This window comes from Leptolyngbya sp. NK1-12, assembly GCF_032598965.1.
In the GTDB taxonomy this organism is placed as follows: Bacteria; Cyanobacteriota; Cyanobacteriia; order Elainellales; family Elainellaceae; genus Elainella.
Genome location: NZ_CP053586.1, coordinates 3133015 through 3148438, shown reverse-complemented (window position 1 = coordinate 3148438; position 15424 = coordinate 3133015). Strand labels below are relative to the sequence as shown.

At 53.5% G+C, this 15424-nt stretch carries 14 protein-coding genes; 9 read left to right on the top strand and 5 right to left on the bottom strand.

The window, feature by feature from the left end; genetic code table 11:
* Window positions 1-289: 289 nt before the first annotated feature.
* Together HJG54_RS13265 and HJG54_RS13260 are read left to right on the top strand one after the other, a co-directional pair.
* Window positions 290-1081, top strand: a complete 792-nt coding sequence (locus HJG54_RS13265; RefSeq protein ID WP_316435464.1) for a YdcF family protein — start codon at window positions 290-292, stop codon at window positions 1079-1081.
* Window positions 1082-1157: 76 nt separating this feature from the next.
* Window positions 1158-1391 (top strand): hypothetical protein, encoded by a 234-nt coding sequence (locus HJG54_RS13260; RefSeq protein WP_316435463.1) that lies wholly within the window; start codon window positions 1158-1160, stop codon window positions 1389-1391.
* Window positions 1392-1406: 15 nt separating this feature from the next.
* Here HJG54_RS13260 and HJG54_RS13255 read toward each other — a convergent pair whose 3' ends face one another.
* Window positions 1407-1634: a ferredoxin-thioredoxin reductase variable chain gene (locus tag HJG54_RS13255; RefSeq protein WP_316435462.1), complete on the bottom strand. Its 228-nt coding sequence runs from the start codon at window positions 1632-1634 to the stop codon at window positions 1407-1409.
* Window positions 1635-1928: 294 nt separating this feature from the next.
* Window positions 1929-4031, bottom strand: a complete 2103-nt coding sequence (locus HJG54_RS13250) for a PP2C family protein-serine/threonine phosphatase (RefSeq protein WP_316435460.1) — start codon at window positions 4029-4031, stop codon at window positions 1929-1931.
* Between the two features lie 214 nt (window positions 4032-4245).
* On the opposite strand from HJG54_RS13250, the gene HJG54_RS13245 reads away from it, so the two are divergent.
* On the top strand, window positions 4246-4674 hold the full coding sequence (locus tag HJG54_RS13245) for an NfeD family protein (protein ID WP_316435459.1): 429 nt from the start codon (window positions 4246-4248) through the stop codon (window positions 4672-4674).
* 220 nt (window positions 4675-4894) lie between these two features.
* A complete protein-coding gene (locus HJG54_RS13240; protein WP_036005979.1) occupies window positions 4895-5857 on the top strand; it encodes an SPFH domain-containing protein in 963 nt (320 codons plus the stop codon).
* A gap of 133 nt (window positions 5858-5990) precedes the next feature.
* Here the strand turns inward: HJG54_RS13240 and HJG54_RS13235 are convergent, their stop codons facing one another.
* Entirely contained in the window at window positions 5991-7124 is a 1134-nt protein-coding gene (locus HJG54_RS13235; RefSeq protein ID WP_420717375.1) for a CobW family GTP-binding protein, read from the bottom strand.
* 551 nt (window positions 7125-7675) lie between these two features.
* Here HJG54_RS13235 and cysS point away from each other — a divergent pair.
* Window positions 7676-9178, top strand: a complete 1503-nt coding sequence (gene cysS, locus HJG54_RS13230) for a cysteine--tRNA ligase (RefSeq protein WP_316435457.1) — start codon at window positions 7676-7678, stop codon at window positions 9176-9178.
* A gap of 71 nt (window positions 9179-9249) precedes the next feature.
* On the opposite strand, the gene gyrB is transcribed toward cysS, so the two are convergent.
* Entirely contained in the window at window positions 9250-11187 is a 1938-nt protein-coding gene (gyrB, locus tag HJG54_RS13225) for a DNA topoisomerase (ATP-hydrolyzing) subunit B (RefSeq protein ID WP_316435455.1), read from the bottom strand.
* 268 nt (window positions 11188-11455) lie between these two features.
* Between gyrB and miaA the strand changes: the two genes are divergently transcribed.
* The 3 genes from miaA to HJG54_RS13210 all read left to right on the top strand — a co-directional run bounded on the left by miaA (window position 11456) and on the right by HJG54_RS13210 (window position 14037).
* Window positions 11456-12493 carry a tRNA (adenosine(37)-N6)-dimethylallyltransferase MiaA gene (gene miaA, locus HJG54_RS13220; RefSeq protein WP_316435454.1) on the top strand — a complete coding sequence of 346 codons (1038 nt, stop codon included), beginning with the start codon at window positions 11456-11458 and terminating at the stop codon, window positions 12491-12493.
* Window positions 12494-12697: 204 nt separating this feature from the next.
* The gene (locus HJG54_RS13215) at window positions 12698-13378 is read left to right on the top strand and encodes a hypothetical protein (protein ID WP_316435453.1); all 681 of its coding nucleotides are present in this window, start codon (window positions 12698-12700) and stop codon (window positions 13376-13378) included.
* Window positions 13379-13446: 68 nt separating this feature from the next.
* Window positions 13447-14037: a TM2 domain-containing protein gene (locus tag HJG54_RS13210; RefSeq protein ID WP_316435451.1), complete on the top strand. Its 591-nt coding sequence runs from the start codon at window positions 13447-13449 to the stop codon at window positions 14035-14037.
* A 6-nt stretch (window positions 14038-14043) separates the two neighbouring features.
* Here the strand turns inward: HJG54_RS13210 and mug are convergent, their stop codons facing one another.
* Window positions 14044-14595 (bottom strand): G/U mismatch-specific DNA glycosylase, encoded by a 552-nt coding sequence (gene mug / locus HJG54_RS13205; protein WP_316435449.1) that lies wholly within the window; start codon window positions 14593-14595, stop codon window positions 14044-14046.
* Window positions 14596-14793: 198 nt separating this feature from the next.
* Here mug and HJG54_RS13200 point away from each other — a divergent pair, with 198 nt between their 5' ends.
* Window positions 14794-15423: a hypothetical protein gene (locus tag HJG54_RS13200; protein ID WP_316435447.1), complete on the top strand. Its 630-nt coding sequence runs from the start codon at window positions 14794-14796 to the stop codon at window positions 15421-15423.
* Window position 15424 lies beyond the last annotated feature (1 nt).

Here is a 15424-nt window from a genome sequence, read left to right as displayed (position 1 = left end):
TAATATACTGAGGCTGGTGAGTTCCACCTTTAGGGCAAGGCAGTCGTCTGATTCCAGCAGGGCACTGAGGGTTTGTACTGCTATTGTTTGCTGGCATGATTTTTGTTGCAGATTGAATGAATAGAAGCGCGAGTCAAGCGAAATCACCGTAACGCTCACTATTCAATATCTACAGCACCTGCCCAGAGGAATGAATTCCCCGCGTGGGTACTCTTTGGAATGGCTTCATCCTTCCTAGCTGCCTAGCAATTCCCTGCTAAGATGCTGGCTAGTTCACTTTAGTCCAGTTATGTTTCTGTTTTTCTCTAAACTGCTGCCTCTGTTTGTCTACCCACTAGGGTTGGCCTGTATCTTGCTGGTGGTGGCCCTATTCACCGTTTGGAAGCGACCGCGATTCACGGCTGTGTGCGTCGGGCTGGCGCTGGTATTGCTGCTGCTGGGCGGCAATGGTTGGATAGCGACGGGAGTCGTGCGTTCGTTAGAGAACCAGTATGTTCCAGAAGGTGATTTGCCAAAGGCCGAAGCAATTGTGGTGCTGGGTGGTGGGATTCGCCCCCAATTGCCGCCTCGCCCCTGGGTCGAAGTGACGGAAGCGGGAGATCGGCCCATTTATGCGGCTCGACTCTATCGGCAGGGCAAGGCCCCTCTGGTGATTTTGAGCGGCGGACGCATCGAGTGGCAGGGCAGCGGGCCACCAGAATCGGCAGATATGGCCCAACTGGTCGAAGCAATGGGGGTTCCGGTCTCAGCGATTCTGCAAGACCCCATCTCGCTCAATACCTACGAAAACGCCGTCAATGTTAAAAAAATTCTCACTGAGCGGGGCATCAAGCAGGTGCTGCTGGTGACTTCGGCCACCCACATGCCGCGAGCGATGCAGATTTTTAGCAAGCAGGGCATCAATGCTATTGCTGCTCCTACCGATTTTCTGACTTCCCAGGCCGAACAGCAGGCGGCTCAGGCCACCACCCAATGGCGGATTCTTTCCATAATCCCAGAGGCCGAGAATCTGGCGCAACTCACCCGCGCCTTAAAGGAATACATTGGTATCTTTATCTACCGACTGCGAGGCTGGCTGTAATGCCATAATTTGGGTATGTCCTTGCTATAGTCCTGGTATGTCCTTCAGCGGCAGCCTCCCCACACTGCCTATTGCTATGTCCGATCCGTTCCCCCAACACATCATTCCCCTGCCCCAAGTCGAAGCAGAGGAAATTTTGGTCGCTCACCAGATCAGCTTTGAATTCTATGAAGAAGTGCGCTTCCGCGAAGCCTTTGAGGGCTATTGCCAGTGGTATCAGCAAGTGGCCGAGCAACACCAACGCGAACTAGAAGCCATGCGAGGCGATATTAACTTGTTTGGCTGGATCCAAAGAGGATGGTTGGATTGAGTCACCTTGCTTAAATCATTCCACCACTTCCAATTCGACCTCTCGCAGATGGGCACGAAAGCGAGTGTTATCAAATTTCACAACCACCGGAAAATTGGCGCTGATTGGCTTGCCGTTCCACTCCCGGATGATTTCCACGATCTCACCAGTCATGCCTTGTAGGTCAAAGGGCTGATTGCGATGATTGGGATTGTGATAAACCACAACAGATTCTTTAACGCGGACGCGATCACCAACTTTCATAACAGTATCTAGTGTTCTACTCAAGATGCTTTCCATGGCAATTTTTCAAATAGCAAACGCGGCAAGCGGCAAACCACGCTGAATAGGCAAGCCGTTGCCCTAGCCCTATACAGATAAAGACAGCATTAATTATCTTTGCATATCCTGATCCCCTGTTGGTGATTGGGGGGATTTCGGGCGGGAGGGGGAGATGCGGCTCGTGAGCCTCGCCGAACGAGGGGAGATGCGGGAGGAGTGTGGTTGAATCGAGTCAAATGTTGCTGTGGGTTATTTGATGAGGCAGAGGGATGAGATTTATTCTTCCTGCACTTCTGCTGGTTCGGTTGGATTGGGCTGGAATCTGGTGGGGGCTAGTTCGCGCCAGATGGCATAACCAAGCGCACCGAGTAAAAACATGAGGGCTGCTGTGCCTAACCCGACTAGCCACCCGTCAAAGGATTTCTGGGGTGCTGGGTTTTGCTTGGGCAGTACGGCAGCTTTGGGAGGTTGAGTCGTTCCCGTTTCGTCGTCATAGAGTAGGGCTTTGGCGGATTCGGTTAAATCTGCATCGGCAGTTGCAGCATCGGAGCGCTTGGTGAGGCTGGCTTTGCCATTGGGATCAAACAAATGGGGTGCATCGCTGAGACGGCAGTGCATCAGGACTATAGAAGCATTGTCATGACCGTTCTGGCGATTGGCCAGGGCGATCCATTCCTGTAGGGCGGTTTTGAGCGTGAGTTGGTCTTGTAATACTGGTCGAGTGGCCGAGGCCCAAAACTGTTCGACCAAATTGTTGTCGCTCAAGCCGTCTGAGCAGAGCAGCAGAATCCCGTCTTCGTCGAGAACGAACCGCTGTACGGTGATGCTGATCTGATCAGCTTCGCGGGTGCCTAGGGCCTGAGTTAGGGCTGCGGCATTGGGCTGAGCGTAAACCTGCGAGTAAAGGCAGCGTCCAGCCCGCACTTCCCGTGAGGCTACATCATCATCAACAGTGAGCAATTGGCAGCGATCGGCAGTGAGCCAGTAGGCACGGCTATCGCCCACATGCACCAGATAGAGTTCGTGGGTGTTGCCTTTCGGAGCGGTACTAATGGTCTGGGGCGGCTGCACGGCCATAACTAAAGTGGTGCCCATGCGCTGGCGCTGTTCCCGGCCTTGAAGATCATTTTGCGCTGCGATCAGGTTATTCACGACTCGGACAATGCCAGCAAGCTGTTCGGCAATCACGGTGGGCGGTAAGGGTTCGGGTTGGGCCAAGAGTTCCGACCGCCAAGTGTGGAGCTGGAGCTGAAGCGACCGCAGCGCGATTTGACTGGCAACCTCGCCTCCTTCATGGCCGCCAATACCGTCGCAGATGATCCCAACGCCAGGAATATCAGGCACCAGAGACTTGGTACCGTCAACTAGCGGATAGCAGGCATCTTCGTTGTGGGAACGCTGCGTGCCGGTGGTGGTGGCTCCAGCCAGATCGATCTGTAAGGGAAGACGGGCCGCTTCGCTTAGCAATAGGTGATTCAGACGGGCCGCAATCTCTCGCATGCTGGTCTCGGTTTCTGGCGTTTCCCGCATTAGCCCACAGAGCTGATGCAGGGAGTCTTGAATTGCGGGATGGGCATCGGCAGCCCAGAGTTGCCAAAGATTGGCTAGGTCTGCCAAGCAGGGAGGAGCCGTGCGAGCCGCCAAGAAAGACGAGGTGAGCGGCAAGGTTGCCACCGATTCTGGTGGCTCCAGCACAGCCGCTTGAGGCGCATGGTCGGCATGGGTTCCCATCACCATTGCCACGAGCGGATTCCTGGCTTTTGCTGGATTGGTATGCGCTAATGCCTCGCTTTGAATTGAATCAACTGGGTCACTCGCATCGACCACAATCTCCCGCAAGCGCAAGCGCCATCCTTCGACATGTAGATTTTCGGCCACCAGCAAACTGCTACTCACTCCTTGAGGCTTCAACGCCTGCCAGAGCTGGAACATCTGCCAAACCCAATTGAGCTGACGCACCGCTGGCGCAGCCGGCCAAGCGCTTTCTAGCAGCGGTAGCAGATTCCCAGTCGCATCGATGGGGGCATTTTCCAGCAAAAAAATGGGCGACTCGCCAACTGGATGAATACTAAACAGGCCGGGCAGATGCAGCCGCTGGGAATGCAGCCGCAGATAGGGCAACGCTGAGTCCAGGATTTGGACGGGCGCTTCCGGTAACAGTCCGGGCTGGGTGTCGAGCCAAACTTGCGGACTAACCACGGCATAGCGACAGTCCACCAGCGTACCCACCGCCAGCTGAGCCGCTTTTCTACCCACGGCCCAAAGATAGCGATAGGTCAACGGACTCTGGCAGCGATCGCAGGTGACTTGCCCCACCTGATTCTCGGCATAAAGGCAGTCTGGATTTGGGCATTGGAGTTTAACAGCAAAACGACTCATGGGCCTAGCCAAAACATTACTAAAACATTGCAATCCTGGGATGACAGCCTGGACTGTGAGCTAGATTGGGGACATGGATGCTGTTTCCCGCGCTTGCAATCCCCTGTTATATCGCGTTTCTCCAAATGCGACTCACGCTGATGCTGAAATTTAGAAACTGGGAATGTTGAGGGCGGATTGCCGCATTCTGACGCTTTATTAACTGTTAAGTTCTATGCCGAGTGCTCCAATTCTCTGGCTGACCGCCGGTTTAATTCTTTGCTTGATGGAGTTGGTCCTGCCTACTGCATTTGTGGAGCTGACGATGGGAGTCAGTGCCCTGATTGTGGGGGTGATCGCCTGGTTTGTGCCTTCTCTGACGGTACAGGTCGTGCTGTGGCTGCTGTTGTCAATTTTCCTGACCGTGCTGCTGCGCCGCCTTTTGCCCAAACGTTCTCGCACCATTATTGAAGATGCCAAAGAAGCCAAAACCTTGACAGAAATTGCCCCTGGCGAAACCGGACGGGTGCTTTACGAAGGCAACTCCTGGCAGGCTCGCTGTGAAGATGACCGCATGACTATTGCCCCGGATCAGCGCGTCTATGTGGTGGGTCGGCGCGGCACCACCCTGATTGTGATTCCCGAATCGCTGGTGCAGCTGTGAAAAGTGTTGAGTTCTAAGTTTTGAGTTTTGAGTTTTGAGTTTTGAGTTTTGAGTTGTAGTGGCGCAGTCTGTGCTGACACAGTGTTTCGTTTTTCTCAGAAGGGCGCGCAGTCCCAGCCTGGTTTGGGTAGTCGCGGTTTGAACCGCTGGTTCTATTGAAAAGCAGAATTTGGGTTGGTGTTGGGATCAGGCATTGTTTTGAGTTACAGAGAGGTTTGATATGGGAGAACTATTTTCGGTTTTAGTCGCATTGATTTTAGGCGGCGCAGGGATAGCAGGTTCGGTACGCATCATCAACCAGGGCGACGAGGCGCTGATCGAACGACTGGGCAGCTACGACCGCAAGCTCTCTCCGGGATTGAATTTCACGATTCCGTTTATCGAGCGGGTAGCCTACCGGGAAACCGTGCGGGAAAAGGTGCTAGATATTCCGCCCCAGCAGTGCATCACCCGCGACAACGTGGCGATTACGGTCGATGCCGTTGTCTACTGGCGGATTGTGGACATGGAAAAAGCCTATTACAAGGTGCAAAACCTCCAGGCTGCCATGATTAATCTGGTGTTGACCCAGATCCGGGCCGAGATGGGCAAGCTGGAGCTGGATGAAACCTTTACGGCGCGTTCGGAAATTAACGAAGTGCTGCTGCGGGAACTGGATATTTCAACCGACCCCTGGGGCGTGAAAGTCACTCGCGTGGAGCTGCGCGACATTGTCCCTTCCAAGGCCGTGCAGGAATCGATGGAGCTGCAAATGTCAGCCGAACGCCGTAAGCGAGCCGCCATCCTCACCTCCGAAGGTGAACGAGATGCCGCCGTCAACAGCGCCAGAGGTCGAGCCGACGCTCAGGTCCTGCAAGCCGAAGCTGAACAAAAAGCCGTGATTCTACAAGCCGAAGCCGAACAAAAGGCGATTGTGTTGCGTGCTCAAGCGGTGCGGCAAGAGCAAGTGCTGAAAGCCCAAGCCACCGCCGAAGCCCTACAAGTGATCGCTAAAACGCTGCAAACCGACCCCAATGCCCGCGAAGCGCTGCAATTTCTAATGGCACAGCACTACATCGAGATGGGCACCAAGATCGGCACCAGCGACAGCAGCAAAGTCATGTTCATGGATCCGCGCAATATTGCCGCCACGGTGGAGAATATTCGGGCGATTGTGGGAGAAGCGGCGAATGGGAAGGGGTGAGGAGGGGTAAGGGGTAGGGGGTGAGGGGTGATAGGGAAGTGGAGAAATATTGATTGGTAAAGAGCTTGACTACTTCGCTACTCATCCATTCATCCACGGCTCGTGAGCGTCGCCGAACGGCTCATCCACCCCGCTACCCTTCCGCCAAACAATCCTGCAACTGCTGTTTCAGCTCTTCATGGTTTAGGTTTTGCCCGATCAGCACCAATTGCACTTTGGGCTGACCTTTCCACTCTTCGTCATCGAGCGAGAAGCGTTTGCCGCTGAGGTGGAAAATGTGCCGTTTCGGGCTTTCTTGAAACCAGAGGATACCCTTGGCGCGGAACACCGATTCTGGTAGCGAATGATCTAGAAATTGCTGGAATTTGCGAATCGCGAAGGGGCGATCGCTCTGGAATGATACAGAGGTAAAGCCATCCATTTCCAGATGATTGGAATGGTGGTGGTGATGCTCATGGTCATGATCGTGAACACAATGCCCGTGATCGTGATCGCAGTTGGAGTGATCATGATGGTCGTGATCATGGTCATGGTGATCATGATGGTCGTGATCATGGTCGTGACCATGTGCTTCACTATCTGGAGCAAAGTACTGATCTGATTGGAACAAACCGACGCTCAGAATCAGCGGCAGCGATACCTTCGACTGGCTGGTGCGGAGAATTCTCGCTCCTTCTTTAACTTCGCGGATTTTGGCTTCCAACGAATCGATGCGGGCTGCATCTACCAGATCGGTTTTGTTGAGTAAAATAATGTCGCCGTAAAGGATTTGATTGTACGCCGCTTGGCTGTTGAATAAATCTAGACTGTAGTTTTCGGCATCCACTAGGGTGACAATCGAGTCGAGGCGGGTCATGTCGCGCAGTTCGGTGCCCAAAAAGGTGAGGGCAATTGGCAGTGGATCGGCCAGTCCGGTCGTTTCTACGACCAGATAATCGATCTGATCTTGCCGCTCTAGAACTCGATAGACCGCCTCGACTAGATCGTTGTTGATTGTACAGCAGATGCAGCCGTTGCTTAGCTCAACCATATTGTCATCGGCTCCATCCAGCGAGACTAACAGTTCGTTATCGATGCCGATCTCGCCGAATTCATTCACCAAAACTGCCGTCCTTAGACCTTCCTGGTTGGTGAGAATATGGTTGAGCAGAGTAGTTTTACCGCTGCCCAAAAATCCAGTAATAATTGTCACCGGAAGCCCGTGCTTGGCATCGTCCATCTTAGACGCTGGAGTAGTAACTGTAGTGGAAGAGGGTGCTGATGTCATGGCCGCCTCAAAGAACGATTGAATAAGGGGGAAACAATCAAAGGAAATGGCTAAATGATCCGGACAAACGTTTCCGAAGATACGATTTCTTTTCTGTAGTTCTCTATTATCACCTATTCGCCTGCTTTCGGTTTACGAGAATGAGAATCATTCTACCTAACTTGGGTTGGATCAAGTAAGCTGGAAATAGAGCTGCTTTTGGTCCCGCGAATCAATTGCGGACTACTGGCTTGAGTACACTAGAAGTGGACGCAGTCATCTTGGCTAATCTCGTCTAGTCTACAGGGCAGCTTTCTCAACTCGTCTGCCGCTACCTCGCGGGCAGGACTTCACAAAGCTAGAAAGCTAGGCTGACACCCGAAGACCCAGACTGCTAATCATCAAATCTTGTACTGCCCTTGAGGGTATTGGCAGAACATCATGCTAATTTACTACAGAATCAACTGGCAGCACCGATGTAGATAGGAGGCTTTGGCCCTGGCTCAAAGCAGTTCCTCCGATGCCGATTTCTGCAGTTTTTAGCTGAATTGCCCTGACATTACCCGAAGATTATGGCCCTAGAGTTCTATAACACCTTAACGCGCCGTCGCGAACCGTTTACTCCGCTTCAGCCAGATCAAGTCAAAATGTACTGCTGCGGCGTCACGGTGTATGACTATTGCCATCTGGGCCATGCCCGCTCCTATATTGTTTGGGATACGGTGCGGCGCTACTTGATGTGGCGAGGCTACGACGTGCACTATGTGCAAAACTTTACCGATATTGACGACAAAATTCTCAACCGCGCTAAGCAGGAAAATAGCACGATGGAGGAGGTGTCCAACCGCTTTATTGACGCCTATTTTGAGGATCTGCGTCGTTTGAATGTACTGGATGCAGTCGAATATCCCCGCGCCACCGAGCATATCGACGCCATCCTGAAGCTGATCAACACCCTGATCGAGGCGGACTATGCCTATCCAGCCGGCGGCGATGTCTACTACCGGGTGCAGCGCTTTCCCTCCTACGGTAAACTCTCCGGGCGGCAGCTCGACCAAATGCAGGCCGGAGCCAGTGGACGGGTCGATCCGGAAGATCCGGAAGGCAACCGCAAGCAGTATCCGTTTGACTTTGCCCTCTGGAAAGCCGCCAAACCGGGTGAACCCTCGTGGGATTCGCCTTGGGGCGCAGGCAGACCGGGCTGGCATATCGAGTGCTCGGCCATGATTCGAGCCAATCTAGGCGAAACCATTGATATCCATACCGGCGGGGGCGATCTGGTGTTTCCCCATCACGAGAACGAAATTGCCCAGTCGGAAGCGGTGACACACAAGTCGCTGGCCAACTACTGGCTGCACAACGGCATGGTGAATGTGGGCGGCGAAAAAATGTCGAAATCGCTGGGGAACTTCACCACAATTCGGCAGCTTTTGGATGCGCCCAATGGCCCTGACCCGATGGCTCTCCGCCTGTTTGTGCTGCAAGCCCATTACCGTAAACCAATTGACTTCACCGCTGAGTCGATTGCCTCGGCCCAAAATAGCTGGGAGACGCTGAAGGAAGGCTTGCTGTTTGGTTATCGGTTTGGCGAGTTGCTGGGTTGGACGGATACAACCGATAGTGCGTTTGGCAAAGCCGAGTCGATGCGCATCCCGGCTGATAGCGATTGCTCTGACCAACGGTCAGGAGCCGTTCAACGGTTTCAGGAGGCAATGGATGAGGACATTAACTCACCGGGAGCACTAGCCGTTCTGTTTGAGTTAGCCAAAGACCTACGCCGCGAAGGTAACATCATCACCCACGAAGGCAAAACCACAACCGATGCTCAAGCTTTACGGCAGCAATGGCAAACCTTGGTAGTGCTGGCGCAAGTACTAGGACTGGAAGCGGAACCAGAAGCCGAATCCAACGATGGCCTCAGCGATGATGTGATTGCCAACCTGATTGCCCAACGCCGCAATGCCAAAACAGCCAAAGACTTTGCCACTGCCGACCGCATCCGCGAAGAACTGAAAGCGCAAGGAATTGTGCTAGTAGACAAACCCGGTGGGGTGACTGAATGGCATCGGGGCTGAGTAATACGCCTTTACCGCCGAGCCGTTAGAAACCTACTCGGGAAGGCGAGAATATGTGCCAACCGTTCTTCCTAAATATCCAAATCCGTCAGGTTGAGCTTTGGTCCATAGGTTTCGATGAATTCGCGTCTAGGCGCAACTCGATCACCCATCAGCACCGTAAAGATTCGGTCCGCTTCAGCCGCATCTTCGATCTCGACTCGTTTGAGCGAACGGGTTTCTGGATTCATCGTCGTATCCCACAACTGCTGCGGCATCATTTCACCCAGACCCTTAAAGCGCTGAATTTCGTACTTGGCGTTTTCAGGGAAGGTGGCAATGATCTGCTCCCGCTCCCGATCGCTGTAGCAGTATTGAGCCGTGCGACCCCGTTCAATCTTATAGAGCGGCGGGCAGGCGATATAGACAAAGCCCTGATCAACAATTTCGCGCTGATAGCGGTAAAAGAACGTCAGCAGTAAGGTACGAATATGGGCACCGTCTACGTCGGCATCGGTCATGATGATAATCCGGTGGTAGCGGAGCTGGGACGGATTGAACTCTTCGCCTTTGATACCCAAACCCAAGGCCGTAATCAGGGCTTGGATCTCAGTATTCTTGTAGATCTTGGCGTCGTCGGTCTTTTCAATGTTGAGAATCTTACCCCGCAGCGGCAGAATTGCCTGGAAGCGGCGATCGCGGCCTTGCTTAGCAGAACCACCGGCTGAGTCCCCTTCTACAATGAAGATCTCCGATTCGCTGGGATCGCGCGAGCTACAGTCGGCCAGCTTACCGGGCAGCGTCGAAGACTCCAACACCGACTTGCGGCGCACCAATTCCCGCGCCCGCCGAGCCGCTTCGGCAGCATTAAAGGCTTGGATTGCTTTCTCTAAAATCGCATCCGCCACACCGGGACGGAATTCCAGATATTCGGTCAGTGCCTCACCCACGAGCGTATCGACGATGCCACGCACCTCGGTGTTACCCAGCTTGGTTTTGGTTTGGCCTTCAAACTCAGGATCGGGTACCTTGACCGAAATTACACCCGTCAAGCCTTCGCGGACATTCTCGCCAGCCAGATTCGCGTCGTTCTCCTTGAGCTTGTTGCGCTTGCGGGCGATGGCATTCATCGTCCGAGTCAACACCGCCTTTAGCCCTTCTAAGTGCGTACCGCCATCGATGGTGCGAATGTTGTTGGCAAAGCCGAGCAAGTTATCGGTATAGGCATCGACACACCATTGCAGCGCCACCTCAACCTGGACATTATTGCGCTCACCTTGCACAAAGATAATCTCCTCGTGCAGCGGCTGCTTGTCCTTATTCATATACCCAACATATTCCCGAATTCCACCCGCGTAGTGGTAGGTTTCGACTTTGGGTTCATCGCTCTTCAGCAGTTCCAGGCGATTGTCGGTAAAGGTGATTTCTACACCCGCATTCAAGTAGGCCAGCTCGCGCAGCCGTCCAGCCAGAGTGGCGTAATCAAACTCGATGCCGGTGGTAAAAATTTCGATATCGGGCTTGAAGGAGACCGAGGTGCCCGTGCGATTGCCCTTAGCAGGTTCAATAATCAGATCGGTCTGGGGTACGCCGCGTTCGTAGCGCTGCTTGTGTACCTTTTGTTCGCGCCAAACGGTGACTTCTACCCATTCCGAGAGGGCATTCACGACCGAAATCCCCACCCCGTGCAGTCCACCGGAAACCTTGTAGCCACCGCCGCCAAACTTGCCGCCCGCGTGCAACACCGTCATCACCGTCTCCAGGGCCGATCTGCCGGTGCTGGGATGAATCCCAGTCGGAATTCCCCGCCCGTCGTCGGTAACGCTGACGGAACCATCTGGGTTCAGCGTGATGCCAATATGCTTGCAATAGCCCGCCAGAGCTTCATCGACGGAGTTGTCAACAACCTCATAAACTAAGTGATGGAGTCCACGCGGGCCGGTGCTGCCAATGTACATGCCTGGTCGTTTCCGCACAGGCTCCAAACCTTCAAGGACCTGAATTTGTTCAGCACCATAATTTGTTGTCATGTATGAAGCGCTCCCGTGAGTGGTGTGAAGCCGTCCAAGACCTCAGAATATTAAAATACACCAAAATTCTAGCACAAAAGGGTTAAGGACGATTTTAAGCCAGTCTGAGGCGAATTTTCCGAAGGAGATCGATCAGAATAATTTGTTAGCAATCCTTCATATAGTAAAGCCTGGAAATCGGTCAATTTTAAACAAAGTTAATTTTATTGCCATTTAGGACTAATACATTTGTACCAAAATTCTTCTCCTCTCATTTTACTCTAAACAAATGGAGTCAGCGTTGATCGTTATCTGCGGCGCGACAGCTACCGGCAAATCTGGATTGGCGCTTGAACTGGCCCGCCGTTTCCCCAGCGTCATCATCAGTGCCGATTCTCGTCAGGTTTACCGCGAATTTGATATCGGCACCGCCAAGCCCACCCGCCAACAGCAGCAGCAAGTTCCCCACTATTTGATTGATATTTGCGACCCCACTGAGACGCTGACACTAGCGGATTATCAGGCAGAGGCACAGCGGGTGATGGGGGAGATGGGGGAGATGGGGGTGATAGGGGAGATAGGGGTGATAGGGGTGATAGGGGAGGTGGGGGTGATAGGGGAGATAGGGGAGGTGGGGGTGATCAATTCTTCCCCATCTTCTCCATCTTCCCCATCTTCCCCATCCCCTCCGCCCACTCCCCTCCTCGTCGGCGGCACGGGACTCTACATCAAATCGATTGTCCGGGGTATGCAGATTCCGAGGATTGCGCCTCAGCCGGATTTGCGTAAACAGTTTACTGCGATGGGGCAGGCAGTTTGCTATGGATTGCTGCAACAGGTGGACCCGGTAGCTGCCGCCAAAATTCATCCCAACGATCAGGTGCGGACCCAACGAGCACTCGAAGTGTTTTATGTCAGCGGCAAACCAATTTCTCAGCAACAGGGAGAACGCCCGCCCACCTACCCGATTTTGCAGATTGGCTTAGATGCCGAAATGGATGCCTTGGAACAACGAATCTGGCGCCGCACTGCTGAGATGATCGAAGCGGGATTTGTTGCTGAGGTGGAAGCCCTTTGCCAAAAGTACGGCCCAGACTTGCCGTTACTAAACACCTTGGGCTATCAAGAGATGAAGCGGCACTTGACCGGAGAGCTGTCGCTCAAAGCCGCTGAGGCTGAGATTGTGCTCCACACCCGCCAATTTGCCAAGCAGCAGCGCACCTGGTTCCGCGCCGATCCCACCATTGAGTGGTTCAATGCCGACGACCCCAACCTCACCGATCGCGTCTGGCAACGCCTGCAAGAATTCCTCGCTTCACGCCCCTAATCCTTCTGCCGGCACTGCCCCTAACCCAATTCTGACCCCAACCCCTAACCTCCCTGCCCCAAACATATTGCACTATAAAAATATCCCCCTCCCCCATCTCCCTCGTTCGGCGAGGCTCACGAGCCGCATCTCCCTCGTTCGGCGAGGCTCACGAGCCGCATCTCCCCCACCTTCCCCACCTTCCCCACCTTCCCCACCTCCCCCATGTCTCTGCTCGACCACCTACAACACCTCCCTGCCCCCCTGATCACCTATCTCGGCCCCGCCTTGATCGTGGGCTGCTTCTTATTCAGCTTTGGGCATTGGCTCCATGCCAAATGGTACGTGGCGATTACTATTTATCTGCTCTCTGGGTTTACCAATTTGATTGCTGGCACTGTGACCAAGGATCCGGCTCAGACGGCACTCGTGGGTGGCATCTTGGCTCCGGCTCTGTATAGCCTGCTGTTTGTCTGTTTTGGGGTCATACGAGTTTTGCGAATGCCCTATGGTCGGATTAACGTATCGGCAACTCCAAAGCGTTCCAGGAATGGGTTGATGCGTTTGCTCAAAGGCACAATCTGGGGCTGTGTGGGTGGTGTAACGGGGTCCTCGCTGGGGGCATTGTTCAGCATTTTTTTATTGTTTCTAGCGCTTTTAGTGACACCGGGCTTTAACATTAACTGGCACAACAACCAGGGCATTGAGAAGATTGTAGACGGCAGTATTACGATTTTTGGCTCGGTTGGCAGCAGCCTTGGAGTTCTAACCGGCTGGGGATTCTGCAATATCAAGCAGCTCAGCAATCGAGTTTTGATTCGGTCCTCGATTCACGTTTTTATTGTGTTAACGGTGCTCAGACGCTTTTGGAGCAGAGTATTTACGAATCAGAAGCCTCGACGCTGAAGTGGCCAATCGGCTTTAACAATGATGCGACAACTATACTGAGAGAAGCGGCCAGGGAAGGAGTTGCCATGGAAAGTCAGTCTTTATTTCACCAGCATTACAAGCCTCAAAATCACCCCCAGCAGCCAGTGGCACAGTCCACTACGGCCAGTCAGATTCCGCAGGTTCAAACCAACACGGCCTATATTCTTTGGTTTCTTTGCATACTGGGCATCTGCGGCGGGCAGCGGTTTTATAGCGGCAAAATTGCCAGCGGTTTGCTTTATCTTTTTACTTTTGGTTTGTTCGGCTTTGGGCAGTTGATCGATTTGCTGCTGATTCCAGGCATGGTAGAGAAGCGCAACATTTACTTGCGAGGGCTGTACGCCAGAAATTTAGATCTATCAAACGTTCAGCCTGCGGTGACGCTGAATTTGGGCCAATTATCTCAGCCCCAGCCCCAACCTCTAGTCGAACTGCCTGCGGTGAGTCCCCTGCATAGGCTACTGCGGATTGCTCAGGAGCAGGGCGGCACCCTCTCGGCGGCGCAAGTGGCTCTCTACACCGGGTTGGAACCAGAGGCCGTGCAGAGTTTGCTGCAAGAGGCGCAACGGTATGGCTATGCCGAGGTTTGTAATGATCCCCAAACGGGCGCGGTGCGCTATCGCTTTGATGTGTGAAGAATACTACAGCAGCGCTAGCCGGAGGGTCTGGTACACCTGAGTTAGGTCCGCGAGCTGGTAGTGGGCGTTTAGGCCGCTGGGATTGGGCAACACCCACAGCAGGGCACCCTGAAATGATTCTGGCTGCTGACCTACGGCGGCCTTGGGGCGATTGAAGGCGGTGCGATAGGCCGAAACTCCCAGAACGGCTAATACTCGCGGCTGGTAACGGTCCACTTTTGCTGCCAGCATGTGGTGACCGGTGATGAGTTCGGATGGTGCTAGTTCGTCAGCTCTGGCCGTGGCCCGATCCACAATATTGGTGACACCATAGCCCAAGTGGAGCAACTTCTGATCTTCAGCCGGACTAAACAGCCGTTCAGTAAACCCAGCGGCATGAAGGGTTTTCCAGAAGCGATTGCCCGGACGAGCAAAGTGGTGGCCCACGGCGGCGCTATACAAACTGGGGTTGATGCCGCAAAACAACACCTGCAAATTGGGCGCAATGATGTCAGGAACCGTTTGGTTGATGGCAGCCTCGATTTCTGCTCTGGTCGGTTTCGGCAAGGCAGACATGGCGAAAGCAAGGGCAAAGGCAAGTGATACTTCGTTAACTTAACCTATTTTTGGTCGCGTCCCTCCCAGTTTTCCTCTACAATTGCTCCAACCCAGATCAATCTCATGCCGCCGAGAGAGTAGGTTTGGCCGCTTTTTTTCTATCTTTAAAAAACCTGGTTTATCCGCAGCCTGATCGCTAATTTTGACCGCCAATCTATGGTAAAGCAACTCCAGCCGCCAGATCCTCAACCGGGTCAGCCAAAGACTAAACAGCAGTTTGAACAAGAACGCATGCTCGATGTGCTGTTTCTACTCGATTTGATGTTTGTACGAGAAGAAGCAACCGTCAAGCAGATTGTAGATTGTCTCTATGACATCGGCTCGATCAATCTAATCAACCAGCGGGTGCCGAGCCGCCACCTCAAACTCTGCGCCAGATGGATTGCACGCTTCTCCAAGCCAGCCTTTCGGTTTTTTTTCCTGCGCTGGTTTAGGCGCAACTGTCCTCAGCTGATTGCGGATTGGCTCTATAACCAGGTGAAGTTTGAACCCCGGCAAATTACTAAAGCGGTAGAAGCGGTGGAAGTGGCGGAGGCGGCTCAAATCCAGCCCACACCGGCAGTGACCGAACTGGACCTTTATCGTCAGGAAGTGCGGTTGCTGCATTCGCGGGTGCGATTATTGACCACATTGCTGATTGGCGTGACGGTCACGTTGGGCAGCGGCTTAGCTTGGGCTTTGTGGCGTAGCGAAACTCAGTCGGCGCAGCAAAAGGATACGGTGCCAGTTCGCCTAGTTGAGCAACTGCAACCTTGTTCGATTCCAGCTCTTCAGCCTTGCCGCTAGC